This window comes from Paenibacillus sp. FSL M8-0212 (assembly GCF_038004645.1).
Lineage (GTDB): Bacteria > Bacillota > Bacilli > Paenibacillales > Paenibacillaceae > Paenibacillus.
The window spans coordinates 4,086,038-4,112,614 of sequence record NZ_JBBORP010000001.1; the positions used below are offsets into that span (position 1 = coordinate 4,086,038).

Here is a 26,577-nt window from a genome sequence, read left to right on the forward strand (position 1 = left end):
AATACATGGTCTACACGTAACCGGACTGTTGAAGAGCAGGTACTAACTGCCCATACAGAACGGAAATTCACATAATGAGGAGTTTGGTTATGAAAAGAAGTCATCATTGCGGCGCATTAACACCCGCACACATCGGTGAAACAGTAACATTGAACGGTTGGGTTCAGACCCGCCGTGACTTGGGAGGCGTACTCTTCATCGACCTGCGTGATCGCAGCGGGATTGTACAAGTTGTCTTTAACCCGGCTTATTCCGGTGAAGCTCTGCAAATCGCAGATCGCGTACGTAGCGAGTATGTTATCGCTGTAACGGGTAAAGTTGTTAAACGTGATGCAGAAACAGTTAACAAAAACTTGCCTACAGGCGAAATTGAAGTTCAAATCACAGAAATCGAAGTGCTGAACGCAGCCAAAACACCTCCATTCTTCATTGAAGATGGTGTCGAAGTTGATGAATCCCTTCGTTTGAAATATCGTTACCTGGACCTGCGTCGTCCGGAAATGTTCGAAACACTGAAACTGCGTTCCAAAGCATCCAAAGTGTTCCGTGACTACCTGGATGGAGAAGAGTTCGTTGAGGTGGAAACACCGATTTTGACTAAGAGCTCCCCGGAAGGTGCGCGTGATTATCTCGTACCGAGCCGTGTGCATGAAGGTGAATTCTTCGCCCTGCCGCAATCACCGCAAATTTACAAACAATTGCTGATGGTCGGCGGACTTGAGCGTTACTATCAGATCGCTCGTTGTTTCCGGGATGAGGATCTGCGTGCAGACCGTCAACCAGAATTCACTCAAGTCGACATCGAGACTTCCTTCTTGCAACAGGATGACCTGCTGCCAATGATGGAAGAACTGATGGCCAAATTGCTGCGTGAAACTAAAGGTATTGAGCTGGAACTACCTTTCCAACGGATTACGTATGCAGATGCAATGGGTAAATACGGTTCAGACAAACCAGATCTGCGCTTTGGTATGGAACTGGTTGAAATGAACGATATCGTAGCAAACAGTGGTGTGAAAGTATTTGCTTCCGTCATCGAAAAAGGTGGAGAAGTGAAAGTACTGAACGCTAAAGGCTGTGGCACATGGAGCCGTAAAGAGATCGATGATCTTGGACCATTTGCTGCACGTTACGGTGCGAAAGGTCTGGCTTGGATTCAAGTGAAAGACGGCGAGTTCAAAGGGCCAATCGTGAAGTTCTTCACGCCTGAAGAAATCGAAGCTGTCAAAGAACGTACTGGTGCTGAGGATGGCGACTTGTTGCTCTTCTCCGCAGACACGAAAAAAGTGGTTGCTGACGTTCTTGGCGCATTGCGTCTGAAAATCGGCCGTCAACTTGGATTGATCGATGACAGCAAATTCAAATTTGCTTGGGTTGTGGACTTCCCACTCCTCGGATATGATGAAGATGCGAAACGTTATGTGGCAGAACACCATCCGTTCACACGTCCAAAAGATGAAGATGTACATCTCTTCGACACTGATCCGGGTGCAATCCGCGCTCAAGCCTATGACCTTGTTCTCAATGGTTATGAAGTAGGTGGCGGTTCGATGCGTATCTACAAACGTGATGTTCAGGAGAAAATGTTTGCTGCCCTTGGACTCTCACCAGAAGTAGCGAATGAGAAATTCGGCTATCTGTTGGAAGCATTCGAATATGGAACTCCACCGCATGGCGGTATTGCCTTTGGTCTGGACCGCCTCGTGATGTTGCTGGCGGGCCGCACGAATCTGCGTGAAACGATTGCCTTCCCGAAAACGGCAAGTGCAACGGATCTGCTCATGAATGCACCTTCTGAAGTGGATGACTCGCAATTGGAACAACTTCATATCCGCGTAGCCCGTAAACCGGTAGCGGAAAAGAAATAAAGGAGGCATCGATTCTCAATGCTCCATCAATTTTCAAGAACAGAACTTGCGATCGGACCTGAAGGTCTGGACGCTTTGAAGAATAGTACAGTCGCTGTGCTCGGTATTGGCGGCGTAGGTGGAATTGCTGTAGAAGCTCTTGCCCGTAGCGGCGTTGGGCGCATCATCCTGATTGATAAAGACGTCGTGGATATCACTAACATTAACCGCCAGATTCATGCGCTGACCACGACAGTGGGACAGAAAAAAGCGGACCTGATGGTGGAACGTGTGAAACTGATCAATCCGGAATGTGATGCAATTGCATTAAATATGTTTTACACGGAAGAAACGTATGAGGAATTGTTCAAATATGAACTGGATTATGTGCTGGATGCATCCGACACGATTGTCTACAAAATCCATCTCATTAAAGAGTGCCTGAAACGTAAAATTCCGATGATTTCCAGCATGGGTGCGGCGAATAAAATGGATCCAACGAAATTCCAGGTTGCGGATATTTCGAAAACGACCATGGACCCGATTGCCCGTGTTGTGCGGACTACACTTCGTAAAGACGGCATCAAAAAAGGCGTGAAAGTGGTCTTCTCGACTGAAAAGCCGATGAAACCACGCGAGGACGTAACACAAAAAATCGTTCCCGAGAATGCTCCGGAAATTCGCAAGGCTAAACAGCCACCTGCGAGTAACTCATTTGTGCCTCCGGTAGCCGGACTGATTATGGTCAGTGTTGCGATTAAGGATTTGTTAGAAATTGCAGAGAACAAGCAGCTGTAACTTGTTTCCAACTGAAGAAGCGTGGATGCCGATAAGGCATCTGCGCTTTTTTGTGTGATCATACTTCGCAAGAGAGGAGCGGATGGGACGTCAATCGACTATGATAGCCGAACTGTATTCCTAGATAAATGTCAGAGTTACGTCATGTACTTCAAAGTCAAAACCGTGTATGATATTCACTGCTGCGCGAAATGATGATACATACATAAAGATTTGCGGCCATATAAGCTGAATAAGATTTACACAAGAACGAAGAGGACAGAAGAAACCTGAAGAAGCAGAGCGTTCGCCTAAAAGCTTTCTGAAAGAAAGCTACATCGGAAGCATACGCTATCACCGGATTTGTACATTTAAAAAATTTAATCAAAAAATCTGGGGATAACAGCGATCGGAAGGTTGTTCTGTCCGCGTAGTGGTAGAGTGTAAACACTCAGTTATTCAGCCTATATAGAGAGAGGGGAATAGAACGAAATGAAACACGGATGGATGACCAGACGTCTTGGCATGGAGCCAGGAGACCAGTGGAAGAAGGAAATTGTGGCGGGAGCCATTTCTTATTTTGCCGTGGTCTATATTGTTATGGTCAATGCTACAATTCTTTCCGATGCCGGGATGCCCTTACAGGCAGCCATGGTTGGAACCCTGCTGACGTCTATTGCAGGCTGTTTACTCATGGCATTTGGCGGAAAATCACCGATTATCGTGGTACCCGGAATGGGGATTAATGCATTTTTTACGTATACACTCGTACATTCCATGAAATTAAGCTGGCAAGAAGCGCTGTCCGTTGTAACCGTTACAGGTATACTGTTTGCCATTGTTGCGTTTACGTCATTATACAAAATGATCAGCGAAGCAATCCCGAAAAATCTGCAGCATGGCATTACGGTCGGGATTGGTTTGTTTCTGACATTTATCGGTTTGCAAAAAAGTGGAATCGTTATCGCGCATCAGACCACGTTTGTTGCGATTGGGCATTTCAATGATCCGAATGTCATTACAGCCTGCGTTACGCTGGTGCTTGCCTTGATTTTATTTATACGTAACGTACAGGGTGGACTTCTGATCAGTATTTTGGTCGGGACAGGCCTTGCCTATGTACTTGGTGCTGTGAACCCGGGTGAATCCGTATCAGCGATGGATGCGCTGCGTCAATACGGTGGGTTGTTTGGCGAATTGTCTTTGATGAAGCTGGCTGATGTCGCATTCTGGATCGCTGTATTTTTGCTACTGTTGATTGTGGTGTTCGAAAATATCGGATTAATTACTGCTCAGACACAGATGATTGGTCGTCCAGAGCGGTTCAAAGGAAGTCTGCGCGCACTATCCATTAGTACCGTATTGGCAGGCGTATTCGGAAGTAGTCCTCCTGTTGCTGCAGCCGAGACGACAGCCGGAATTGCGGCAGGCGGTCGCACAGGTTTGACTCCACTCGTTACAGCTGTGTTATTCGGGGCTACTTTCTTCTTCATCCCACTGCTTGGTTACATTCCGGACAGTGCAATTGCACCTATTTTGATCATTATTGGTGGCCTGATGGTGCAAGGTGTGAAAGATATGGATTTTGGTGACTTCACAGAGGCATTCCCAGCATTTCTGATCATGGTCATGATTCCATTTACATATAGCATCGTGGACGGTATGGCGTTTGGATTTATTGCCTATCCATTAGCGAAGCTGGCAGCAGGTCAAGGTAAACAGGTGCCTGTGGTCATGTATGGCATTTCCATCCTCTTTTTAGCCAATTTTGTGTTGCATGGAGTCTTGTAATAAGAAAAGGCAACGTCATGTAAATTCATACGTATGATCTCTGGTGAGCAGATGGAGAACGGGAGGAACGGGAATGGAAGAGCAGCAACAAGCAGGGCAGAATGACCAGAAGGTAGGAAAAAAGGGATTTAAGGATTTCGTCAAGCTTATCGCTTCCACGAACCCGCCAAAACTGATCTTGATTCTGGCCCTCATCTTAACTCTGATTCAAACTACAGCCGGACTGATTGTGCCGTTGATGACCAAAGGTCTGATTGATGGCCTAACCACTTCGGCACTGAACAAATCTGTTATTTTGTTATTGCTTGGGGCATTTGTGATTCAGGCGATTGCCTCGGGCATTAGCATTTATATGTTAAATTACGCCGGACAACGCGTGGTCGCAACGCTTCGAACCAAGCTGTGGAACAAGGTCTTGTCGCTGCGAATGCCGTATTTTGATCGTAATCGGACAGGCGATACGATGAGCCGGATTACGAATGATACAAGCCAGATCATGACGTTGATCGCGGATTATCTGGTTTCCTTTGTGTCGAACATCGTTGCTGTTGTGGGTGGCGTGGCATTACTATTTTACTTGGATTGGGTGATGTCGCTCATTATCCTGAGTCTGGTGCCACTTACGCTGTTGATCCTGTTGCCGGTGGGTAAAAAAATGTACAAGATTTCCAAGAAACAGCAGGATGAGATGGCAGGTCTTACGTCCGTACTTAGCCAGGTTATTGGTGAGATCCGCTTAGTCAAAGCCTACGGCACGGAGAAACAGGAATCAGAAGCAGGGGATTCCCGGATTCGTAAAATGTTTGCTTTTGGCTTGCAGGAAGCACGTATTCTTGCTCTGATCGGTCCCTTGTTTACATTTGTCATGACTGCCGTATTGGTCGTTATTCTGGGTGTGGGAGGAATGCGTGTAGCATCTGGCATGCTGTCACCGGGTGAACTGGTCGCCTTCATATTGTTGTTGTTCCAGGTCATTATGCCAATGGGGCAATTCACAACGTTATACTCCCGTTTACAGAAAGTTGTAGGTGCAACAGAGCGTATACAAGCTATTCTCGCTGATGAGGAAGAGCCACATGACAGCACCAAGGTAGCTCCAAAAGGAAATGAGACGATTGCATTCCATGATGTACACTTTTCCTATGTCACAGGTGAGGAAGTGTTGCACGGGATCAATCTGACGGTTCCTACACGCAAGGTGACGGCGATTGTTGGTCCAAGCGGTAGCGGGAAATCAACACTGTTTTCTTTGATGGAGCAGTTCTATATGCCCGATTCAGGCCATATTTCATATGGGGGACAAGCGATAACGAAATATTCGTTAGCCTCCTGGCGCAGCAAGATCGGGTATGTATCTCAGGAAAGTCCACTTATGGCGGGTACGATCAAAGACAATATCACGTACGGATTGGGCCGTGAGGTCACGATGGATGAGATAAGGCGAGCTGCTGAGATGGCCTATTCTGCCGACTTCATAGACAAGCTGCCACAGGGTTATGACACGGAAGTGGGCGAGAGAGGAATCAAGTTATCCGGGGGGCAACGTCAGCGAATTGCTATTGCTCGAGCCTTACTGCGCAGTCCGGATATTCTTATGTTGGATGAAGCAACATCCAGTTTGGATAGCACCTCGGAGTATGAAGTACAACAGGCTTTGTCCAACCTGATGGAAGGCAGAACCACGATCGTGATCGCGCACCGTTTGTCCACAGTGGTGGATTCCGATCAAATTGTCGTTTTGGAGCATGGACATGTTACCGGAACCGGAACTCATGCTGAATTGATCAGCAATCATCCGGTATATCGTGAGTTGGCACAGAAGCAGTTTGTGGCACAGGAAGGTCAACATTGAAATGTGAACTAGATCGATTACTGTTGTTCAAAGATAAGGTTCAAATATAATTCAATTGAAGACCGTTGTTCATTCGTTCATTACGAGCGTGAGCAACGGTTTCTTTTATGCGGTTATCTAGGTTGCTGTAGCTTTTTCCACATCAATATGATATAGTGGGTATCCTTTTGCGTTGCCAGATCTAGGTGATGCAGAGCAAAACATATTCTTAGGAGGTAACTGAAACATGTCAGACAGCTTTCAAAGTGCCTATCAAGAAGAAGAGTACAGGTTAGAGCGAACGATGGAGGAAGTGGACAGTCAGCTGGAACGACTGCAGAACATTCCGGTGTATACCGGCCACGACTTCACAGAACAAGTGCTGGAAGCTGGACGCGAAGAGCGCCGCACCGCCTTGTCCAAGAGCGCGCAGCAACCCTATTTCGGACGCTTGGATTTCGAAGAACAGGGCAGTGGTGCACGGAAACCGCTGTATATTGGCAAAATCGGCGTAGACCGCGAAGAGGTGGGAGAGCATCCGCTCGTCATCGATTGGCGTGCTCCTGTCGCCAGCCTGTTTTACTCATTTACCGGAGGCGAAGCCTCCGCTACGTATGAAGCCCCGGAAGGGCTTATTGAAGGTCTGGTATACCTGAAACGAAACGTTGTCATTCGGCAGCGGATATTGGAACGTGTGGCGGATACATATAACCGTGACAGCGACCAGCCAGCGGTATCAGATGAATTCCTCGTTTATCGTCTGGGAGAGAACAAGGATAACAAACTCCGTGACATCGTATCTACGATTCAGGCGGAGCAGGATCTGATCATTCGTGCGGCGAGAAACACCGCATTGATCATTCAGGGTGTAGCTGGATCCGGGAAAACAACGGTTGCTCTGCATCGGCTTGCCTTTTTGCTGTATCAGTACAAGGAGCAGGTATCTGCGGAGAAAATGGTTATTTTTGCGCCCAACCACATGTTCCTGGATTACATCTCGGATGTGCTTCCGGAACTCGGAGTAGGGGATATTCAGCAGCGGACATTCCCGGATTGGGCGATGAATCTGCTGGGGCTGGAAATGCCTTTGGCGAATACGTCGGATACTTTGAACACCTGGTTCGAAACACCTGATGCCCGGCCTGAATTGAATGATGATGTACCTGGACGTTACAAAGGATCGATCCGTTTCATGGAGCTTATTCGAGAGTGGCTCTCGGGGATGGAAGCGGATTCCGTACCGGATATGGACTTCAGTCCATGGGATGGTAAGGTCCTTAGCAAGACGGAGATTGAGAACTGGTTCGGTGAGGAATACAAACATTATCCGCTGGCCAAACGCAAAGAACGGGTCATGGCGCGGGTTCACCGCTGGATTGAGATGGAACTTAAGAAGCCGATGCCAGAAGCTGTGCGCAAAGAACGCAAGAAAAAAGCGTCTACTCGTGAGAAAGCTTATGCCAAAAAATGGCCTCAATACGAGCCGCTTACGTTATATAAACAGCTGTTCAAAGCTGCAAAGGGCGGCTCTGTGCCAGCCTCGCTCAGCGGGCTTATTCCAAAATTAGTCATGAAACAAACAGCAGCAGATCTGAAGCAGGATATCGTCCGTGAAGAGGATCTGCCTGCATTGGTATACATTCATACACTGGTCCATGATATTGAGGGTTCGGAGCGGTTTGATCATGTCGTGATTGATGAAGCGCAGGACTTTTCCCCTTTTCATGTGGCGTTATTGGATCAGTTCGTCAAAGGGCATTCCTTCACCATACTGGGTGACTTGTCTCAAGGCATTCATGAGTACCGTGGTGTTCATGCGTGGGAAGAGATGAGTTCTCTGTTTCCTGAGGAACAGAATGCATACTTTGCATTGACCCGAAGTTATCGTTCGACGATGGAAATTATCGATTATGCCAATACGATTCTGGAACGTGGCGTCAAGAGCGGAATTACGGCGATTCCTGTTTTCCGTAGTGGAGATCCGGTTCGGACGCTGGCTTATGGAGGCGAAGGGCGGACGGCGAGTCTGGAGCAGGCTTTGAAGGTGTTAACGGTCAAAGACTACCGAACAGTCTCCATCCTGACCCGTACACTGCATGAAGCAGAGGAACTTCATCGTGAACTTCAGGCCGCAGGCTGGGATCTAAACCTGATCGATGGTGGCAAAAAGCAGTACACGGGTGGACACTCCGTTTTACCGGTCTACTTGTCCAAAGGGTTGGAGTTTGATGCCGTTATTGTGGCAGACGTAGACCAGAAGCATTATTTGCCAAATGCGGGTGATGCAAAGCTGTTGTACGTTGGTTGTACACGGGCCTTGCACGAATTGTGGTTGTTCCATGACGGTGTACTGCCGATCTATGCGGCTGCAACACATAATCCCGATGGCGAACCCGTAACCATTCAGGGTTGGCCAGAGCTTGGTTAGATAGAGTTTACTTATACAACAAAAGGCATGACGTTCATGGGAAAGTCCCATAAGCGCATGCCTTTTTTGCTTTTGTGCGAGAAATGATTAATCTTCCAAGGAAGAACGATGAAGAAGTTCAAGTTATGTTACTCTATTTCTCATTCTGGATGAGCGACGGTTCACCAGGAATATACCAACACCAATGAATAAACCGCCTGCCAATGCAAACCACTGAACGTGCTCTCCCAGCAAAATCCAACTCGATAGTACACCAAAGAACGGTGCCAGAAACAGATACGAACTGGTTTGGGCTGGGTCACTATTCTGCAGCAGATAAAACCAGAGTGAAAACTGAATGATGGAGCAAACAAGCGTTAACCAGAGCAGCGCCATAACCGAGGTGGTATTGACCATAAAGTGAGGCTGTTCAGTCCATACGCTCAGCAGAAGCAACGCAGCACCTCCAGCGAGCATCTGATAGGCAGTTAAGACAAAAGTATCATAGCCATTACCCCAGCGTTTGATGAGCAATGTGGACACGGCAAAGGAAATCGCACCACCAAATCCAATCCAGGTTCCGGGGCTAAAGCTCATCTGCCACCCAAAAGTTAACATTATCCCGATGAAACCGAGTATAACACCGATCCACTGACTGAAACGGTAGGTCACTCTATATAAGAGAGCACTGAGGATAATGACCAGCAATGGATTGGTAAATGTAATAATGGCAGATTCGCCAGATGTAATCCAGTTCATGCTGTAGTAGGCGCAGCCCATCACTCCTGCGGATTGGAACAGGCCAATGAGGATTATTTTCAACCAAGACTGCCATCCAGTAGGCAAAGGACGTTTACGAAGGAACAAGGCCATCAATCCACCAGCCAGTACATAACGTATGCCCATGAGCAGGAAAGGTGGGGCATATAACATGCCGATCTTGCCAACTGGAAAAGAAGTACCCATGATTAGCGTTGTCAAAATGATCAATAGTGTATATTTCAATGGTTTGATGATCCGGGTATCTTTATCATGACTGGAGCTCATAACGTCTGTCCGCTATCTACAGTAATTAGCTGCCCGGTCATGGATTGCTGTTCCAGCGCAGCACAGATCATGTGTGCGATATCCTCAGGTGAGGCAATGTGCTGCAATAACACTTCTCCACCGAGATGATTCATGCGCTCCTCGTTTCCAGCCCACCACCTTGTCGCAACTGCGCCAGGGACGATAGCATTCACCCGAATGTGTGGGGAGAGTGCGTGCGCAAGTGATAATGTCAGACCGTGAACTGCCGCTTTGGAGACGGCGTAAGGGAGGGATGAGCCAGAACCCGTACTTCCTGCAATGCTGCCCAAATTCACGATGGAACCACTACCAGCCTGTCTCATGCCTTCCGTTACTGCACGAGCGCAATGAAACATGCCTTTCACATTCACATCAACCAGCTCATTCCAGATGTCATCTGTAACAGACTCCAGATCGTGCATGGGGATATGGTGCGTGATTCCAGCGTTATTTACAAGTGCAGTGATCGGGCCATAGGTTTCAGTTACTGTAGTTACCATCCGCCGGACATCAAGATCATTGGCAACATTAGCTTGAACGGCGAATGCATGGCCTCCCGTATTCAGAATGTGTTGAACAGTCTCGTTTGCTGCATCTTGTGAGCGGGAATAGTTGACAGCGACCAAGGCTCCGCGTTCAGCGAGCATCTCACTTACAGCACGGCCTATACCTGTTCCACCACCTGTGATCAGAGCAACTCTATTTTTCCAGTATGTCATGCTGAACACTCCTTATCATCATCCAGTCAGATGACTGGTTTGGGATCTACATGAATTGTAGTCCGGTTTACACATGAAGTATAATGATTGGTAATGAAGTGGATATCATTTTGAATGATGTCAGAGTGGAGGGACCATGGAGAGCGGGGATCTTAGAATATTTCAGTGTGTTGCACAGGAAGGGAATCTGACCAAAGCTGCTTCTAAACTGGGGTATGTGCAATCCAACGTAACGGCACGAATCCGGCATCTGGAAGCAGAAGTAGGTACAACGTTGTTCATTCGTCATAACCGAGGCATGACGTTATCTCCAGCCGGAGAAATGTTGCTGACCTATGCAGATAAAATTATTGGTTTGCTGAATGATGCTTCCAAGGCGCTTCGGGCGACGAGCACACCATCGGGTCCAATGCGAATAGGGTCTACACAAACCGCGGCGGCCGTGCGACTACCTGAACTTTTCGTCAGATATTATAAACAGTATCCAGATGTCTCCTTGTCACTGGTTACTGGTAATTCGCAGATGCTTATGGATCAGGTTATTGGGTATGAATTGGAGGGAGCATTTATAGGCTGTCCCTGTGATCATCCTGATATCGTTTCTATTCCCATATTTGATGAGGAACTATTTGTTGTCTATTCTGGTATGGGTCCTACGGATGAAGATCTTAAGAGTAAACCCATTCTTGTCTACAGCATGGGGTGTTCCTATCGTCAGGTTTTGGAGGAATGGTTAGAGGTGGGTGGTGTTACCCGCCCAGTAATTATGGAATTCGGAACCCTTGAAGCGATTATTAGTGGGGTTACTTCAGGTATGGGAATTTCCTTATTACCAGAGATTGTGATTAGGCATCAGATCGAAAATGGATTACTGCGCACGCACACACTCCCCGTCGGTATGAATCGTATGATGACTCATTTTATTACTCGCAAGGATGCCTTTGTCAGCAGTGCACTTCATGCATTTATGGCTATGTTACCGCGAGAGTATGATATGATAGAGAGTGGAGAACCATCAGAAGTGTAATTGTATTCAAGGCAAGGCAATCCGTTAAGGAAGTGATGAGCAATGGATTTATTTTCGTTTCAGCAAGACTCAAAACCACAAGCTAGATTGCTCGCAGACCGCATGCGGCCAGAGCATCTGGATGAATATATTGGACAGGAACATATTATTGGACCGGGGAAATTGCTCCGGCGCGCCATTGAGGCTGATCAGATATCATCCATCTTGTTATACGGCCCTCCGGGATGCGGTAAGACAACCCTTGCACATATTATTTCTCAGCAAACGCAAGGACAGTTCGTTCGACTGAATGCAGTGGAAGCTTCCGTCAAGGATGTGCGTGAAGTCATCGAACAGGCGCAAACGAACAAACAGCTGTATGGAACCAAAACCATTCTATTCCTCGACGAGGTACATCGGTTTAACAGTTCACGTCAGGATGCGCTATTGCCAGCGGTAGAAAAGGGCACGATTATTTTTATCGGTGCAACAACAGAGAATCCCTTTCATTATGTCAATGGAGCCTTGATGAGCCGTTCTACTCTGTTCCAGCTAGAATCGCTAAATAAGGATCATTCCCTAATTGCAATGCGCAGAGCATTGAGTGATGCGGACAAAGGTCTGGGGTTCATGGAACTGCAGGCGGACGATGAGGCGCTTGAGCATATTGCAACGATGGCCAACGGAGATATTCGGCGTGCGCTTAACGCGCTTGAACTGGCTGCGTTGACCACGCCACCGGAGAAGGATGGGTCCATTCATATCACGCTTGGTGTAGCTGAAGAGTCTATTCGACGCCCCATTGTGAAGGCAGATGAATCCACCCAGTATGATGTGCTGTCTGCATTTCACAAGAGTATTCGGGGTTCCAGTGATGCGGCGCTGTTCTGGTTTCTATACGCGGTGGAGAAGCTCGGCATGGACCCGATGACCTTCATTCGGCGTCTGATTGCAGCGAGCAGTGAAGATATTGGACTTGCGAACCCGCAAGCCATGACTCAGGCGATTGGAGCACTTGATGCGTACCGAAATAACGGCTGGCCCGAAGCCAAGCTGAACATTGCACAAGCGATTCTGTTTGCGGTCGAAAGTCCAAAATCCAATGCGGTGTACACCGCCATTTCCAAAGCCATGAACGCCATTGATGAGGTAAAATCGGCAGAAGTTCCACTTCACTTGCGAGATACGCATTACTCGGGTGCCGTGAAGCTCGGACATGAGGGTTATCAATATCCACACAACTATCCGGGGCATTACGTGAAACAAGAATATTTGCCGAAGCAGCTCTCACGGAGAGTATTCTATGAGGCCACGGAGCAGGGAAACGAATCGAAGATTAGGTTAAACCAACAGCGGCGTAGGGATTTGTAAGATCAGTCAGATCACTCGGGAGATGCACATAACATGAAAGAGCTTTTGTATATAGGGGCAGGTGGATTTCTCGGAACAGTGACCCGATATGCCATACAGTTGGCGATACCAACTGTACATGGGGGGTTCCCTTGGGCAGTGCTGTTAATCAATGCGATGGGCAGTCTTTTTTTAGGGTGGTTCTTTACCATAGCTGTTCCAGGCAAAATAACACCACAACTTCGACTGGCGATTGGTACAGGTTTTACTGGCGCATTTACAACATTCTCCACGTTTACACTGGATATTGTTCGTTTATCCGAAGGGGGCGAATGGATTAATGCCGCGATTTATATGATTGTAAGTCTGTTGGCAGGATTAATGCTTTGTGCGCTGGGAATGAACCTTGGACAGCGTATGTTGGGAACACCAAGACAAGAGGGTGATGCCTCATGATCCTATGGATTGGTTTAGCAGGTGTGCTGGGTGCGGTACTGCGTTACAGTCTGGGAAAATGGGTCTCTGGCTTGCTGGGAACGACTTTTCCATGGGGGACATGGATCATTAACATCAGTGGTTCACTGTTGCTTGGGCTGTTATACGGGTGGCATCAATCTGCAATGATCTCAGATGGAATCTGGGTGATCTGGGGAACCGGGTTCTGCGGTGCGTACACCACGTTCTCCACCTTTGGTTATGAAACGTTAGGACTTATGGGTCGACAACGATACGCAAGCGCGGCGCTCTACGTCGTCAGTTCGGTTGTAGTTGGGGTGTTGGCCTCCTTGGCAGGAGTCTGGTTGACTGCATAACGAACTAATTTTATTTTTTTTGCAAAGAAAAGCAGGAAAAAAGCCATCCTTCATGGTATACATGAAAGACGGCTTTTTTAATAGGGATACACGGTATTGTGTATAATCCGCATTTTAATGGACAAGCTCTATTATTGCATTGCGGGTACAGGTACCTTTTGCACCTGATCGATCGTACCCCCACCCAGGCAGACCTCTCCGTCGTAGAAAACAACGGCTTGTCCTGGCGTAATGGCTTTTTGCTGCTGATCAAATTGTACATCCACACTTCCATCTTCCTGCCAGGTCAATGTAACACCTTGATCCGGCTGACGATAGCGGAATTTGGCAGTACAACGGAATGGCACATTAGGCATGTGATCTGCACCGGCAATCCAGTTCACACCCGTAGCGGTTAGACCCGTGGAGTACAGGCTTGCGTGGGCATCGCCCTGAACAACAAGTAATTGATTTTTCTCCAGATTCTTGTCTGCAACGAACCAGGGTTCACCATTGCCGGAACCACCAATGCCAAGACCTTGGCGTTGTCCAAGTGTGTAGTACATCAGACCGTCATGACGACCTTTGACTTCACCGGTTGCGATATCAACCATGTCTCCACCTTTGGCAGGCAGATAGTTACTCAGGAACTCTTTGAAATTACGCTCACCGATGAAGCAGACACCTGTGCTGTCTTTTTTCTTGGCAGTATACAAACCAGCCGCTTCTGCGATTTTGCGTACTTCCGGTTTGGGCAGATGACCAATCGGGAACATGGCTTTGGACAGCTGGTTCTGATTGAGTGCGTTAAGGAAATACGTTTGATCCTTATTGTTGTCCACACCACGAAGCAACTTGAGTGTGCCATCTTCTTTAATCAGGCGAGCATAGTGTCCTGTAGCTACATAATCTGCGCCGAGATCCAGAGCTTTGTTCAGGAATTCACCAAATTTGATCTCACGATTACACATGACATCCGGATTTGGCGTGCGACCCGACTTATATTCATCAAGGAAATAGGTAAATACTTTATCAAAATACTCTTTCTCGAAGTTGACAGTGTAGTAAGGAATGCCGATCTGTTCACATACGCGGCGTACATCCTCTGAATCTTCTTCAGCGGTACAGTGGCCGAACTCGTCGGTGTCATCCCAGTTTTTCATGAAAATGCCGATGACATCGTACCCTTGCTCTTTCAGCAGCAGTGCGGTAACGGAAGAATCGACACCTCCGGACATGCCAACGACGACCCGTGTATTTTCAATTGTTTTGGACATCGTTATCACCATTTCTATATATAAATGTGTTTCGTTTCTTATTCTAGCATAACCGGACTCAAGATACGATACACCCGGCCAATTTTGGATAGTGTCCACCAGAGGCGCACATTTTGGAATATCGTCAATCTTTCTTTTCCATAAAGCATGCAGATATGTTAACATTAGCTGAGGGTTATGATCGGAATACGGAGGATTAGAAGGTTTATGCTAATCTCAATGCATCTCCGCTGTGGACAGATCGTGAAACATACGGTCATGGACCATAGGATTAAATATAAAGTTTCCAATCGTTTCTGAAAATTGAAAGAGGTGACTCCTTTGAAAATATCGACAAAAGGCCGTTACGGCCTCACAATCATGATGGAGCTTGCTGCCAGAACAGGCGAAGGCCCTACATCACTTAAAAGCATTGCCGAGCGCAACCAGCTTTCGGAGCATTACCTGGAGCAACTGATTGCTCCACTACGTAATGCAGGACTGGTGAAAAGTATTAGAGGTGCTTACGGCGGTTATATCCTTGCGGGTGATCCTGCAACCGTGACTGCAGGCGATGTAATCCGTGTACTGGAAGGGCCAATCTCTCCAGTAGATTTCACAGAGGAAGATGATCCGGCGAAACGTGATCTCTGGTTGCGTATTCGTGACGGCATTGCGGAAGTGTTGGATTCCACAACACTGAAAGACCTGATTACCTTCCAGGATCAGGACAAAAAAGACAGCTACATGTTCTATATTTAAGATCATTAATTCGCATCACAGAACACAATAAAGCCCCCAACTTGGGGGCTTTAGACATGCCAATGGGTACTTTGTTCTGTTCTTCAATTTCTACAGATTATTTTAATTGAGCAGGGCTATGTATTCAGCCGCGGGATTTACAAGATGGTCAGTGTGAACCTAACTGGATCACTTGTAAATCAGCGACTTTTTAAAGTTTCTATATCAGCTTCCATGCGTAACTGACGGCGATTCAAAATATCAATGCTGTGCTGATGGGTATTCAATTCGGTAGTTACTTTGCGTTCAGAGGCGGATTGGGAAGCGTCAAGACGTTTCGTAACTGTCAATGTTTCCAGAACAGCTTGTTGAAGAAGCGGAATGTTTTTAGTTTGTTCCTCAATGGTGTCCAATCTGCTTTCCATGGTATTCAGTCTGTCATCGACAGTGTCTAGTCTGCTCTCTACGGCACCGAGCCTCTCTTCCATAGCATCAAGCCGGTGGTCTATTTTTCCAAGATGTCCATCAATACTGTCGAATCGTTTGTCCATTTGTTGAAGCTGATTCAGAATCTGCCCGAGAATGGGGTCACTCATGTCTCTCTCTCCTTTTTGAAATGGATATATAACATTATACACGAAGATGTGACAATAGAGCATCCGTTTCAGTTTCCAATTTTGACAGTTTGCCATGAGATAGAAATTTAACATATAACGGGGTGAAGATAAATGAAACGAATTTATTTGGATCACGCCGCATCGACACCTATGCATCCACAAGTCGCAGAAGCGATGATGAACGTCATGACAGGGCAATTTGGCAATGCATCAAGTATCCATGCTTTTGGGCGTGAGGCCAAACGGACTGTCAGCGGAGCAAGGGATGTCATTGCGGCGTCTTTGGGCTGTTTCCCGGACGAATTGGTATTTACCGGAGGTGGCACGGAGAGTGATAATCTGGCGATTTTCGGAGCAGTCTCAACAAGGCAGGATAAGGGGAAACACGTCATCACGACCGCAATTGAGCACCATGCTGTATTGCATACGTGTCAGGAATTGGAGCGGCAAGGTTATGAAGTAACCTATCTATCTGTTGATCGTTATGGACGAATTAATCTGGATGAGCTAAAAGAGGCCATTCGACCAGATACGGTATTAATCACCATGATGTATGCCAACAATGAAGTAGGCACGATTCAGCCTATCCGCGAGGTGGGTGAGCTTGCCCGTCAGCATAATATCATTTTCCATACCGATGCAGTTCAGGCTCTGGGCAGCCAGAATATTTCCTGTAAGGAACTGCCTGTGGATCTGATCAGCTTCTCAGCGCATAAAATCAATGGACCTCAGGGCGTAGGTGCACTCTATGTCCGGCGAGGAATTGTGCTGGAAGCAAGAGCTCACGGTGGGTTGCAAGAGCGTCAGCGTCGCGCTGGTACGGAAAATATCGCAGGTATTACCGGATTTGCAGAGGCGCTCAAGATTGCATCAGCACAAACGGAGGCGCATCGTCAGCATGATTTGGAATTGCGTAAACTTTTGTTGGAACAGCTTGAAATTCATGTGGGTACGGAGCACTTTCACGTGAATGGACATCTGGAGCATACGCTGCCAAACATCCTGAATATCAGCTTTCCGGAAGTGTCCACAGAGACGATGTTAATGAATCTGGATATGGAAGGGATTGCTGTTGCAAGCGGTTCTGCCTGCACTTCCGGGTCACTTGAAGTCTCTCATGTGCTGAAAGCGATGAAATTGCCTGAAACATTTTTACACTCTGCGATTCGATTTAGTTGGGGATTGGGTAATACTACGGAAGAAATCATGATAACCGCCGAAAAAATTGGAACCATTCTTGGACGTCTGCGTAATAGACCCTAAGGGGAACTTTACACATGGAACAGAAGGAGGGAAGAAGTTCCATTTCATCGGTTGGATAGAAGCGGTTTTGATGATCGGCGTCTGATTGCCACTCATCAACTTTGGGCATACCTAGCAAGAGCGCCGCGCCTATTTAATGATAAGAAGATGAGGGGGACCCAGCGATGAAGCTTCAGGAAATGATCGGACTTGCCGTTTTTGATGTTGAGGACGGGAAGCAGGTCGGTAAAATCCAGGATTTCATTGTGAATGATGATTGGGAGATCGAAGGCATTGAGCTTGAGAACAAAGGTCTGTTTACCAATCATGTCAAAATCGTGCAGTGGCAAGATATCGTTGCCTACGGCGAAGATGCCGTCATGATCCGTAATCAACAGGCTGTCCGCAAGACGGGAGCCGACGACATAAAATACACGTACCTCCTCGGTCGGTCTAAATTGAAGGAGATGTCCGTGCTCACCGAAGAAGGTTTGCTGCTCGGGCGTGTCTCCGATGTTTATTTTGACCAAGAGTTGGGAAATACAATAATAGGGATTGAAATTACGGACGGTTTTGTGTCCGATCTGATCGAGGGCCGCAAATGGCTGCCATGTACAAGCGATATGTCCATCGGGGAAAGTGCCATTATGGTGCCGTCTCTGAGTGAACAACGCTTGGAAAATGCCATTCATTCTGTTAATGGATAGGTGAATGAATATGAAATGTCCAAACTGTAGTTCCAAAGATATCGGGAAAATTGGTTCCCACCAGTTTTATTGCTGGGGATGCTTTATTGAATTAACGGTGAACGGTGAGAAAATGTCTGTATATCAGGTGGAAGAAGACGGTACGCTGAGTTCCCTGGATGATCTGTTTTTCGGGGACGAGCTGCCACAAGACTTCCCTCATCTTCACGCTTCTTCTTAATAAGCAGAATAACTTCCTCTATATGCGGTTTCATGACAATGTCTGTCATGGGAGGCTGTCGTTAATTGTTGGCAGATGTATATAGATGCGGTTACATAGTGGCTCGGTTGGTGTATGTATGATTATATGCTATCCTATACTGCAAAATGCGCTTCCTTCTCTGATGAAGGAGGCGTTTTTTGGTTTAAGAAAAAAAGTTCGGATTGCTCCTTCCACTTCTGCGCTTTGTTAATAAATATTACCTTTCCTACATATACTGACTCTCAGAGCCAGTCCAAAAGGAGAGATGCAAAGTGGAGCAATTAACCAAAAACAAGCTGTTCCGTTACGCGATCTGGCTGCTGCTCGGATTGATCATTTTATATTTTATATGGCTGCTACGGCCATTACTGCTTCATATATATGCGTTCCTGAAAACAGTGCTGGCACCCTTTATCGTAGCCCTTATCATATCCTATGTACTTAATCCGATTGTCAGCATGCTGGGAGGGCGCAAGGTGCCGCGTACGATTGCGGTACTGCTCATATATGCCTTTTTCCTGACCTGCCTCGGTGTCATTCTGATGAATGTCATTCCGGTATTGATTGAACAGCTGGGGGAACTCAACGAGCATATGCCTGAGCTATCCATGCGTGCCCAGAGCCTGATGAACAATATGGATCACAAATTAATGCCGCCAAGTGTGCGAACAGGCATGAACAGTTGGTTTTTTCAGATGGAGGATCGACTAACTCAGGGAATTACCGTGCTCATGGACAATATTGGGGCGACCATTAATGTGTTATTCAATGTGTTTATCGTGCCATTTCTGATCTTTTATATGTTAAAAGACTTTGAGGTATTCGAGCGTACCATTGTGGCATATCTTCCACGTTCACGTCGTAAAGCGATTGTCTCGGTGATGAAAGAGATCGATACCGCACTGGGGAACTACATTCGAGGACAGTTTATTGTCTGTGTCATTGTTGGTATCTTTGCCTACATTGGTTATATCATCATAGATATGCCGTATGCCCTGCTGCTTGCAAGCATTGTAGCTGTGTTTAACATTGTGCCCTACTTGGGACCGTTCCTTGGAGCTGCTCCTGCTGTGGTCATGGCATCAACCGTATCGTTTAAAATGGTGCTGCTGGTTGTCATTGTGAACACACTTTGCCAGGTGCTGGAGAGCAACGTTATTTCTCCTCAGGTGGTGGGACGTACGTTGCATCTGCACCCACTGTCGATTATATTTGCACTGCTCGTTGGAGGTGAACTGGCAGGCATTGTAGGTTTAATTCTGGCAGTACCTGTTTTTGCCGTACTGAAGGTAATTGTGCAACACTTTTTCGCCTATTACATCAAACGAAGGACCGACTAAATAGTAGACTCAAAACATCAACTGGCCCGCGTTGACACCCGCTTGTGCTACCGATATAATGAGTGTGTATGTTTAGAACATGAAATCGATGATGAAATAAAGTACGCCGAGGGTTCCTTTCCTCAGAGAAAAGACTTCTTCAGATCAGGGTGAGCCTGAGCTGATGGCTGGAAGAGTCTTGAAAGATGAAGCGGCGGAAAGCTAATTTCGGAGTGCAGGACAACCCTGCCGGGAGCGACCGTTATTTCGCATGAACGAGGAGATTGTTTGTTTGTCCGGGCAGCAAGGGATGAACAGCAATAACCAGGGTGGTACCGCGATAACATCGTCCCTGATTATTCAGGGGCGTTTTTTGTGTTTATTTTTACAAAAACAATGTTGACCAACCGGAGCGAATACGCAACGGACTATTATAATTTAATGGGGGCATCCAGTATGAAAGCCAGTGAAATCCGGTCCAAATGGATAGAGTTTTTTGCAAGTAAAGGTCACAAAATCGAGCCGAGCGCATCGCTCGTGCCTCACAACGATCCTTCCCTTCTGTGGATCAATGCAGGTATGGCACCGCTCAAACCATATTTTGACGGACGTGAGAAGCCAGAGAACCCGCGTCTAGCGAACTCCCAAAAATGTATCCGTACCAATGATATCGAGAATGTTGGTAAAACGCGTCGTCACCATACGTTCTTCGAAATGCTTGGCAACTTCTCCATTGGAGATTATTTCAAGGAAGAGACCGTAACATGGGCTTGGGAATTCTTGACCAGCAAAGAGTGGATCGGATTCGATCCGGAACGTCTTTCTGTAACGGTATATCCGGAAGATGAAGAAGCATTCAAACTGTGGAACGAAAAAGTAGGACTGCCTGCTGAACGTATCATCAAATTGGATGAAAACTTCTGGGATATCGGCGAAGGCCCATGTGGACCTTGTACAGAAATCTTCTATGACCGCGGCGAAGCTTACGGAAACGACATGAGTGATCCTGAAATGTATCCAGGTGGGGAAAACGAACGTTACCTGGAAGTATGGAACCTGGTATTCTCCCAGTTCAACCATAACAAAGATGGTAGCTACACACCGCTTCCTAACAAAAACATTGATACAGGTGCAGGTTTGGAGCGTTTTGCTTCCATTCTGCAAAATGTGGATTCCAACTTCGACACAGACCTGTTCCAACCGATGATTCAAAGAACAGCCGCTCTTGCGGGTGTGAAATATAACGACAGCGTAGAGATTAATGTTGCATTAAAAGTCATTGCCGATCATATCCGTACGGTTGCTTTTGCAGTAGGTGATGGCGTTCTGCCAAGTAATGAAGGACGTGGATATGTCATCCGTCGCTTGCTTCGCCGTGCAGTTCGTTATGGAAAAGTGCTTGGACTTGACCGTCCATTCCTGTATGAATTGACAACAACTGTTGGTGAAGTGATGGGCATGTACTACCCTGAGGTAGTAGACAAACAGGAGTTCATCGCCAAAGTAATCAAAACCGAGGAAGAGCGTTTCCACGAAACACTCACAGATGGTCTGGCTATTCTGGCTGATATCAGCGGCACAGCCAAATCCGAAGGACGCACCGTTATTAGCGGACCTGAAGCTTTCAAACTGTATGATACGTACGGTTTCCCGTTTGACCTGACAGAAGATTATGCAGCAGAGCATGGTCTGACTGTGGACCGTGAAGGTTTTGATGCTTCCATGCAGAAACAACGTGAGCTTGGACGTGCTGGACGTCAAGAGAACGAGAGCATGAAAGTCCAAGGCGGACCACTTGCTGACCTGGAGGTTAAAAGCGAGTTTGTTGGTTATACTGACCTGTTGACGGAAGCAAAAGTGGTAGCCATCGTAGCTGGTGACGCCCTTGTTGAATCTGTAGGCGAAGGACAAACGTGTCAGGTTGTTCTGGACAAGACTCCGTTCTACGCGGAAAGTGGCGGTCAAGTGAGTGATCAGGGCTTGCTGCGAGGTGCTAGTGTAACAGCAAAAGTACAAGGTTTGTTCAAAGCTCCACTCGGACAACATGTACATCTGGTGACTGTGGAGTCTGGTGAACTGCGTGTAGGTGATGTGATCAACGCCGAAGTGGATTCAGCGAAACGTGGCGACATTATCAAAAACCATACAGCAACTCACTTGCTGCACAAGGCACTCAAAGATGTGCTCGGCACACACGTAAACCAGGCCGGATCGCTCGTAGAGCCACAGCGTCTGCGGTTTGACTTCTCTCACTTCGGTAGTATCACACCAGAAGAGTTGACAGAGATTGAACGTCAGGTGAATGAGCAGATCTGGAATCGTCTGAACGTGAACATTGAGCTGAAAGCTATTGATGAAGCTAAAGAAATGGGTGCGATGGCCCTGTTTGGCGAAAAATATGGAGATATTGTACGTGTCGTTCAAGTTGGAGACTACAGTTTGGAACTTTGTGGCGGCTGTCACGTAAATAATACTTCAGAGATTGGAATCTTCAAACTGGTGAGCGAGAGCGGAATCGGCTCCGGCGTTCGTCGGATCGAAGCTGTAACTGGCCGTGGCGCATATCTGTATGTGGAAAGCCAGTTGGAACTGCTCAAGCAATCAGCAGCACTGCTCAAAGCAAATGTGGCTGATGTACCTAAACGGATTGAAGGTCTGAACCTGCAACTGAAAGAAGCAGCCAGAGAGACTGAATCCCTGCAAAGCAAGCTGAGTGCCATGGAAGCGGGTCAATTGACCGATCAAGTGGTACAAGCAGGAAATACACAATTGCTGGCAGCACGCGTAGATGCTCCGAACATGGATGCACTGCGTACAGTGGCAGATGAGTTGAAAGTAAAATTGCCTAACGCCGTACTCGTATTGGGTGCTCCAGCGGACGGCAAAGTGAATTTTGTTGTAGCTGTACCTGCTGAACAAGTAAAACAAGGATTGCACGCTGGTAAAATCGTCAAAGAAGTCGCAGCAGTATGCGGCGGCGGTGGCGGTGGACGTCCAGATATGGCGCAAGCCGGAGGCAAGGATGCTACCAAGCTGGATGAAGCGCTGAAACTGGCGGTTTCGCTGGTTAGCGGGCATAATGCATAAATCGAACGAGGGCTTTCAAAGGCCAAAATATAGTTCGAAAGGTTCTGTTCGTTATACGGAGGTTGGATCGGGATGCTTCTTCCCGTCCAACTTTTGTACCTGAGAGCGAGTGGAATCGACTGATGCAATATGCTGAAGCCAGTAAAGGACAAGCAAAAAACACAATTGCCTTATCCTTTGTTTACTTGTGGCAGTCAGAATATGTTATTATATAAACAGAAATCAATTCGGCAGGACATGGTCCCCATGTTCATGCAGGAGCGAGGTGTCATCAATGGACTCCATGGATAAGACGGTTAAATTTAATGTGAAAGGTGACGAACAGGAAGCATCATCCAAAGAGATTCTTCTCACGGTATATGATGCATTGGTCGATAAGGAGTATAATCCGATCAACCAGATTGTTGGGTATCTGATTTCCGGAGACCCGGCATACATTCCTCGTCACAACAACGCACGTAGTCTGGTCCGTAAAAAGGAGCGCGATGAGCTGATTGAAGAGCTTGTACGTTCCTATCTGGCCAATCACCGGTAATGTACGCCGCTTCCGCTGTGTTGCAGCTATGCAGGCAGCGGGAAATGAACCGACAGAAGACAGCCTGAAGCTTGAGAAGGCGATGTTGAATCGACCTGAGCAGGCCCCAGGATGGGAGAGCATGGATGAAAATATTAGGTTTGGACTATGGGGACCGAAGAATCGGAGTTGCCGCGAGTGACGCCTTCGGTTGGACTGCCCAGGGATTGGAAGTGCTAGAACGCCGCCGTGATGAAGGCGAGTTCGCTCGGATTGCCGAACTTGTGCGTGAGCATGAGATTAGTGAGATCGTAGTCGGACTTCCCAAAAACATGAACGGCACCGTAGGACCGCGCGGTGAGATATGCATTGCTTTTGCCGAACGCCTGCGGGATGAACTGAATTTACCTGTTCACCTTTGGGATGAACGGCTGACAACCATGGCAGCAGAACGTACGCTGATCGAAGCGGATGTCAGTCGGAAAAAACGCAAGCAGGTTGTGGACAAAATGGCCGCAAGCTTGATTTTGCAAAATTATTTGGATGCCAATAGTAGAAGGTGAGGGGGATCAACAATGGCTGAAGATCAACTGGGTATGGAAGAAGAAGCGGAAATCATTTACATTGCGGATGACGAGGGTAATGAAGAGGAATTCGAAGTCATCATGAAGTTTGAAGTAGATGGTTCGGAGGCCAAGTACATGATGGTTGCTCCGGTTGAACCTGAAGATGGCGAAACGGATGTATATGCATTCCGTTATGAAGAAGAGGGCGACGATATCAAACTTTTCGTTATCCAAGATGATGCCGAATGGGATATCGTCGAGGAGACGTTTAATACATTTCTTGCTGAAGATGAAGAGGAAGCGAACTAAATGACGGAATATAGCCGCAAAGACCTGAAATGGACAGATTCACTGCGTCTGGCATTCGGTGCTCATGTTGAGCTCGAGGAAGAGAACGGTAAATCACAACCGTATGACTTGTTGGCTGAGTTCGAAGTGAACGGTCAGCAGTACGCGGTGCTCCGCAGTTCGTTGCGACCTTATGACGAGGTTGAACTTCTGCGGGTATCACCTGGAAGTGAAGACCAGATCATGCCAGAGTTAGTTACGATCGACGATGATGATGAGTGGGAGAACATCTCGGAGCTGTATGATGAGTGTACACTCCCCATTGACGAAGATTAATCAGCTTCAAATTTGAAGAAACCGGGAGGGCGGAGAAGTCCGCTCTTTTTGGTTGTGTAAAGGAGTTGTTTCTTTTTTGAAAGGGAAAGCAATTGTAGTCATACTGCTTATCATTGTAGTTCTTGCCGGAGGCGCTGGCGGTTACGTATGGAGTATGATGCGTCCCGTGGAAGCTTCTACAGAACCGGTCGTATTCGAGATTAAGAGCGGATCGGGAACTTCGAAAATCGCGGATCAGCTTCAAGAAGAAGGCCTCATTCGAAGCGGGTTAACCTTTAAAGGGTATTTAAAGTGGAAGAAACTAGGGTCTAATTTCATGGCGGGTACATATTCTATGAATCCTGGCGTGACATATGATGAGATTGTTAGCAAGCTGAGTAGTGGTGAAGTTGTACCTGAGGAAATGGTGAAATTTACGATTCCGGAGGGTTATAACGTTTTGCAAATGGCGGGTAAGCTTTCTTATGAGCATGTTGTAGATCGGGATGAATTCATCAAGCTGGCCAATGATCCTTCGGCCTTCGATGTAGATATTATCAAAGATATTCCAGTGGATGAAGAACTTCGCTATGTATTGGAAGGGTATCTGTTCCCGGAGACGTATGAACTGAAAAAGGGAAGTTCCACGCATGATGTGATGCAGCGGATGCTGGAAGAATTCCAGACCAAGATCAATTCCATACCTGATTTGGAAGCCAAGCTTCAGGAAAAGAACCTTTCCCTGCATGAACTGCTGACGATTGCGTCACTCGTGGAGAAAGAAGTTGTAGTGGACGAGGAGCGTGCTCTGGTTGCAGGTGTAATCTACAATCGGATCAATCAGGATATGAAGCTGGAGATTGATGCTACCGTGCAATATCTGCTCGATAGGCCAAAGGAACGATTGTTTTACAAAGATCTTAAGGTGAAAAGTCCGTATAATACGTATCTGAATAAAGGCTTGCCACCAGGTCCAATTGCCAGTCCAAGTCTTCCGTCCATTGAAGCAGCGCTAAATCCGGAAGCTTCGGAGTATCTGTTCTATGTGACGAAAAAGGACGGGTCATCCGGACATCTATTTGCCAAAACGTATAAGGAACACCAGCAAAATATAGCCAAAAGTAAGGCTGCGCAATAAGCGGAGGGGATTTATATGAGTAAGAAACATGAACTGCTCGTTACAGCAGCGAATGTGAAAGAGGCAGAAGTGCTGCTCCAGGCTGGAGCAGATGCTCTGGTTATCGGAGATGATCGATTCGGCATGCGTCTTCCAGGCAGCTTTAGCGTGGAAGAGACAGCAGAGGTGGTTGCCATTGCAGCCAAACATCAGGCGCGTGTGTATGTATCCATGACTAATCTGATGTCCAACGAACTGTTAAAAGAATTGCCTGAATATGTTCAAGCACTTGGCAGAATCGGTATTGATGGTGTGGAGTTTAATGATCCATCCGTGCTGGCTACCATGAAGGAATACGCACCACATGTGAAGCTGCACTGGAATGCGGAGATGACTTCAACGAACTATGCGACGGCCAACTATTGGGGAACCAAGGGAGCGAGTCGCGTTGTACTTGCCCGAGAGCTGAATATGGACGAGTTGACGGAAATGGTTCCTTTTCTGAAGGTGGAAGCTCAGGTTCAGGTGCATGGCATGACGAATATTTATCATTCCAAGCGCAGTCTGGTGCAAAGTTATATGGCTCATCAAGGGCGGCCGGTTGAGGGACATCTGGGCAAAGAGCGGGGATTGTTCCTGATCGAGGCTGAACGTCGGGATGAGAAATTCCCGATCTACGAGGATATTAACGGTACACACATTATGAGCTCAGAGGATATATGTATCCTCGAAGATCTTCATCTGTTGATGGAGGCGGGTGTGCACAGTTTCAAAATTGAGGGTATGTTAAAATCGCTTACCTACAATGAAGCTGTTGTACGTGCATATCGGACAGCGATTGACAGTTATGTAGCCGATGCTGATGCATATGCGTTCTCTGAAGAGTGGCTAGATGAGGTGCGGAAGTTACAGGACCCTGAACGTGAATTGTCGTTTGGATTTTTCTATAAAGAACAAGTGTATTAATAGACGAGGTGAAC

25 protein-coding genes are annotated in these 26,577 nt (G+C 47.1%); 21 read left to right on the plus strand and 4 right to left on the minus strand.

The window, feature by feature from the left end:
• Window positions 1–89: 89 nt before the first annotated feature.
• The 5 genes from aspS (at window position 90) to MKX68_RS18085 (ending at window position 8,674) form a co-directional block, all read left to right on the plus strand.
• The gene (gene aspS / locus MKX68_RS18065; protein WP_091027644.1) at window positions 90–1,868 is read left to right on the plus strand and encodes an aspartate--tRNA ligase; all 1,779 of its coding nucleotides are present in this window, start codon (window positions 90–92) and stop codon (window positions 1,866–1,868) included.
• Window positions 1,869–1,886: 18 nt separating this feature from the next.
• Window positions 1,887–2,645 (plus strand): tRNA threonylcarbamoyladenosine dehydratase, encoded by a 759-nt coding sequence (locus MKX68_RS18070; protein ID WP_340913401.1) that lies wholly within the window; start codon window positions 1,887–1,889, stop codon window positions 2,643–2,645.
• 471 nt (window positions 2,646–3,116) lie between these two features.
• Entirely contained in the window at window positions 3,117–4,415 is a 1,299-nt protein-coding gene (locus tag MKX68_RS18075; RefSeq protein WP_340913404.1) for an NCS2 family permease, read from the plus strand.
• Window positions 4,416–4,488: 73 nt separating this feature from the next.
• Window positions 4,489–6,267 carry an ABC transporter ATP-binding protein gene (locus tag MKX68_RS18080; RefSeq protein ID WP_340913407.1) on the plus strand — a complete coding sequence of 593 codons (1,779 nt, stop codon included), beginning with the start codon at window positions 4,489–4,491 and terminating at the stop codon, window positions 6,265–6,267.
• A gap of 226 nt (window positions 6,268–6,493) precedes the next feature.
• The gene (locus tag MKX68_RS18085; protein ID WP_340913409.1) at window positions 6,494–8,674 is read left to right on the plus strand and encodes a HelD family protein; all 2,181 of its coding nucleotides are present in this window, start codon (window positions 6,494–6,496) and stop codon (window positions 8,672–8,674) included.
• Window positions 8,675–8,797: 123 nt separating this feature from the next.
• Here the strand turns inward: MKX68_RS18085 and MKX68_RS18090 are convergent, their stop codons facing one another.
• Both MKX68_RS18090 and MKX68_RS18095 read right to left on the minus strand, forming a co-directional pair.
• Window positions 8,798–9,700 (minus strand): DMT family transporter, encoded by a 903-nt coding sequence (locus tag MKX68_RS18090; protein ID WP_340913410.1) that lies wholly within the window; start codon window positions 9,698–9,700, stop codon window positions 8,798–8,800.
• Window positions 9,697–10,440: an SDR family NAD(P)-dependent oxidoreductase gene (locus tag MKX68_RS18095; RefSeq protein WP_340913411.1), complete on the minus strand. Its 744-nt coding sequence runs from the start codon at window positions 10,438–10,440 to the stop codon at window positions 9,697–9,699. The genes MKX68_RS18090 and MKX68_RS18095 overlap by 4 nt, the downstream gene beginning before the upstream one ends.
• Window positions 10,441–10,576: 136 nt before the next feature.
• On the opposite strand from MKX68_RS18095, the gene MKX68_RS18100 reads away from it, so the two are divergent.
• The 4 genes from MKX68_RS18100 to crcB (MKX68_RS18115) are packed head-to-tail and all read left to right on the plus strand — an operon-like array spanning window position 10,577 to window position 13,608.
• Window positions 10,577–11,467: a LysR family transcriptional regulator gene (locus tag MKX68_RS18100; protein ID WP_340913413.1), complete on the plus strand. Its 891-nt coding sequence runs from the start codon at window positions 10,577–10,579 to the stop codon at window positions 11,465–11,467.
• A gap of 42 nt (window positions 11,468–11,509) precedes the next feature.
• A complete protein-coding gene (locus MKX68_RS18105; protein ID WP_091027662.1) occupies window positions 11,510–12,817 on the plus strand; it encodes a replication-associated recombination protein A in 1,308 nt (435 codons plus the stop codon).
• Between the two features lie 33 nt (window positions 12,818–12,850).
• Window positions 12,851–13,252, plus strand: a complete 402-nt coding sequence (gene crcB, locus MKX68_RS18110; protein WP_340913415.1) for a fluoride efflux transporter CrcB — start codon at window positions 12,851–12,853, stop codon at window positions 13,250–13,252.
• Window positions 13,249–13,608 carry a fluoride efflux transporter CrcB gene (gene crcB / locus MKX68_RS18115; RefSeq protein WP_340913416.1) on the plus strand — a complete coding sequence of 120 codons (360 nt, stop codon included), beginning with the start codon at window positions 13,249–13,251 and terminating at the stop codon, window positions 13,606–13,608. The genes crcB (MKX68_RS18110) and crcB (MKX68_RS18115) overlap by 4 nt, the downstream gene beginning before the upstream one ends.
• Before the next feature lie 131 nt (window positions 13,609–13,739).
• On the opposite strand, the gene mnmA is transcribed toward crcB (MKX68_RS18115), so the two are convergent.
• Window positions 13,740–14,864 (minus strand): tRNA 2-thiouridine(34) synthase MnmA, encoded by a 1,125-nt coding sequence (mnmA, locus tag MKX68_RS18120; protein ID WP_340913417.1) that lies wholly within the window; start codon window positions 14,862–14,864, stop codon window positions 13,740–13,742.
• A 321-nt stretch (window positions 14,865–15,185) separates the two neighbouring features.
• On the opposite strand from mnmA, the gene cymR reads away from it, so the two are divergent.
• Window positions 15,186–15,605, plus strand: coding sequence for a cysteine metabolism transcriptional regulator CymR (gene cymR / locus MKX68_RS18125; RefSeq protein WP_076212458.1), 420 nt, complete (start codon window positions 15,186–15,188; stop codon window positions 15,603–15,605).
• Between the two features lie 179 nt (window positions 15,606–15,784).
• Here cymR and MKX68_RS18130 read toward each other — a convergent pair whose 3' ends face one another.
• Entirely contained in the window at window positions 15,785–16,180 is a 396-nt protein-coding gene (locus MKX68_RS18130) for a hypothetical protein (protein WP_340913418.1), read from the minus strand.
• 132 nt (window positions 16,181–16,312) lie between these two features.
• Here MKX68_RS18130 and MKX68_RS18135 point away from each other — a divergent pair, with 132 nt between their 5' ends.
• The 11 genes from MKX68_RS18135 to MKX68_RS18185 all read left to right on the plus strand — a co-directional run bounded on the left by MKX68_RS18135 (window position 16,313) and on the right by MKX68_RS18185 (window position 26,563).
• Window positions 16,313–17,464, plus strand: coding sequence for a cysteine desulfurase family protein (locus MKX68_RS18135; RefSeq protein ID WP_340913420.1), 1,152 nt, complete (start codon window positions 16,313–16,315; stop codon window positions 17,462–17,464).
• Between the two features lie 164 nt (window positions 17,465–17,628).
• Window positions 17,629–18,150 (plus strand): PRC-barrel domain-containing protein, encoded by a 522-nt coding sequence (locus MKX68_RS18140; protein WP_017686814.1) that lies wholly within the window; start codon window positions 17,629–17,631, stop codon window positions 18,148–18,150.
• 10 nt (window positions 18,151–18,160) lie between these two features.
• Window positions 18,161–18,370: a hypothetical protein gene (locus MKX68_RS18145; RefSeq protein WP_017686815.1), complete on the plus strand. Its 210-nt coding sequence runs from the start codon at window positions 18,161–18,163 to the stop codon at window positions 18,368–18,370.
• A 293-nt stretch (window positions 18,371–18,663) separates the two neighbouring features.
• On the plus strand, window positions 18,664–19,731 hold the full coding sequence (locus MKX68_RS18150; protein ID WP_091027676.1) for an AI-2E family transporter: 1,068 nt from the start codon (window positions 18,664–18,666) through the stop codon (window positions 19,729–19,731).
• Between the two features lie 435 nt (window positions 19,732–20,166).
• On the plus strand, window positions 20,167–22,797 hold the full coding sequence (gene alaS / locus MKX68_RS18155; RefSeq protein WP_340913422.1) for an alanine--tRNA ligase: 2,631 nt from the start codon (window positions 20,167–20,169) through the stop codon (window positions 22,795–22,797).
• Between the two features lie 274 nt (window positions 22,798–23,071).
• Window positions 23,072–23,332, plus strand: a complete 261-nt coding sequence (locus MKX68_RS18160) for an IreB family regulatory phosphoprotein (RefSeq protein WP_036616950.1) — start codon at window positions 23,072–23,074, stop codon at window positions 23,330–23,332.
• A gap of 125 nt (window positions 23,333–23,457) precedes the next feature.
• Window positions 23,458–23,874, plus strand: a complete 417-nt coding sequence (gene ruvX, locus MKX68_RS18165; RefSeq protein WP_062835871.1) for a Holliday junction resolvase RuvX — start codon at window positions 23,458–23,460, stop codon at window positions 23,872–23,874.
• Between the two features lie 12 nt (window positions 23,875–23,886).
• The gene (locus tag MKX68_RS18170; protein WP_017686820.1) at window positions 23,887–24,186 is read left to right on the plus strand and encodes a DUF1292 domain-containing protein; all 300 of its coding nucleotides are present in this window, start codon (window positions 23,887–23,889) and stop codon (window positions 24,184–24,186) included.
• Window positions 24,187–24,501: a DUF1292 domain-containing protein gene (locus MKX68_RS18175; protein WP_047844066.1), complete on the plus strand. Its 315-nt coding sequence runs from the start codon at window positions 24,187–24,189 to the stop codon at window positions 24,499–24,501. It abuts the gene before it with no gap.
• 76 nt (window positions 24,502–24,577) lie between these two features.
• On the plus strand, window positions 24,578–25,618 hold the full coding sequence (gene mltG / locus MKX68_RS18180; RefSeq protein WP_340913424.1) for an endolytic transglycosylase MltG: 1,041 nt from the start codon (window positions 24,578–24,580) through the stop codon (window positions 25,616–25,618).
• Between the two features lie 15 nt (window positions 25,619–25,633).
• Complete coding sequence (locus MKX68_RS18185) at window positions 25,634–26,563, plus strand: peptidase U32 family protein (RefSeq protein WP_339789434.1); 930 nt, start codon at window positions 25,634–25,636, stop codon at window positions 26,561–26,563.
• Window positions 26,564–26,577 lie beyond the last annotated feature (14 nt).

Bases quoted from the DNA above. Each gene is read 5' to 3' on its own strand.
- aspS (WP_091027644.1), top strand. From the start codon at position 90: ATGAAAAGAAGTCATCATTGCGGCGCATTAACACCCGCACACATCGGT.
- MKX68_RS18070 (WP_340913401.1), top strand. From the start codon at position 1,887: ATGCTCCATCAATTTTCAAGAACAGAACTTGCGATCGGACCTGAAGGT.
- MKX68_RS18075 (WP_340913404.1), top strand. From the start codon at position 3,117: ATGAAACACGGATGGATGACCAGACGTCTTGGCATGGAGCCAGGAGAC.
- MKX68_RS18080 (WP_340913407.1), top strand. From the start codon at position 4,489: ATGGAAGAGCAGCAACAAGCAGGGCAGAATGACCAGAAGGTAGGAAAA.
- MKX68_RS18085 (WP_340913409.1), top strand. From the start codon at position 6,494: ATGTCAGACAGCTTTCAAAGTGCCTATCAAGAAGAAGAGTACAGGTTA.
- MKX68_RS18090 (WP_340913410.1), bottom strand. From the start codon at position 9,700: ATGAGCTCCAGTCATGATAAAGATACCCGGATCATCAAACCATTGAAA.
- MKX68_RS18095 (WP_340913411.1), bottom strand. From the start codon at position 10,440: ATGACATACTGGAAAAATAGAGTTGCTCTGATCACAGGTGGTGGAACA.
- MKX68_RS18100 (WP_340913413.1), top strand. From the start codon at position 10,577: ATGGAGAGCGGGGATCTTAGAATATTTCAGTGTGTTGCACAGGAAGGG.
- MKX68_RS18105 (WP_091027662.1), top strand. From the start codon at position 11,510: ATGGATTTATTTTCGTTTCAGCAAGACTCAAAACCACAAGCTAGATTG.
- crcB (WP_340913415.1), top strand. From the start codon at position 12,851: ATGAAAGAGCTTTTGTATATAGGGGCAGGTGGATTTCTCGGAACAGTG.
- crcB (WP_340913416.1), top strand. From the start codon at position 13,249: ATGATCCTATGGATTGGTTTAGCAGGTGTGCTGGGTGCGGTACTGCGT.
- mnmA (WP_340913417.1), bottom strand. From the start codon at position 14,864: ATGTCCAAAACAATTGAAAATACACGGGTCGTCGTTGGCATGTCCGGA.
- MKX68_RS18130 (WP_340913418.1), bottom strand. From the start codon at position 16,180: ATGAGTGACCCCATTCTCGGGCAGATTCTGAATCAGCTTCAACAAATG.
- MKX68_RS18135 (WP_340913420.1), top strand. From the start codon at position 16,313: ATGAAACGAATTTATTTGGATCACGCCGCATCGACACCTATGCATCCA.
- MKX68_RS18140 (WP_017686814.1), top strand. From the start codon at position 17,629: ATGAAGCTTCAGGAAATGATCGGACTTGCCGTTTTTGATGTTGAGGAC.
- MKX68_RS18145 (WP_017686815.1), top strand. From the start codon at position 18,161: ATGAAATGTCCAAACTGTAGTTCCAAAGATATCGGGAAAATTGGTTCC.
- alaS (WP_340913422.1), top strand. From the start codon at position 20,167: ATGAAAGCCAGTGAAATCCGGTCCAAATGGATAGAGTTTTTTGCAAGT.
- MKX68_RS18160 (WP_036616950.1), top strand. From the start codon at position 23,072: ATGGACTCCATGGATAAGACGGTTAAATTTAATGTGAAAGGTGACGAA.
- ruvX (WP_062835871.1), top strand. From the start codon at position 23,458: ATGAAAATATTAGGTTTGGACTATGGGGACCGAAGAATCGGAGTTGCC.
- MKX68_RS18170 (WP_017686820.1), top strand. From the start codon at position 23,887: ATGGCTGAAGATCAACTGGGTATGGAAGAAGAAGCGGAAATCATTTAC.
- MKX68_RS18175 (WP_047844066.1), top strand. From the start codon at position 24,187: ATGACGGAATATAGCCGCAAAGACCTGAAATGGACAGATTCACTGCGT.
- MKX68_RS18185 (WP_339789434.1), top strand. From the start codon at position 25,634: ATGAGTAAGAAACATGAACTGCTCGTTACAGCAGCGAATGTGAAAGAG.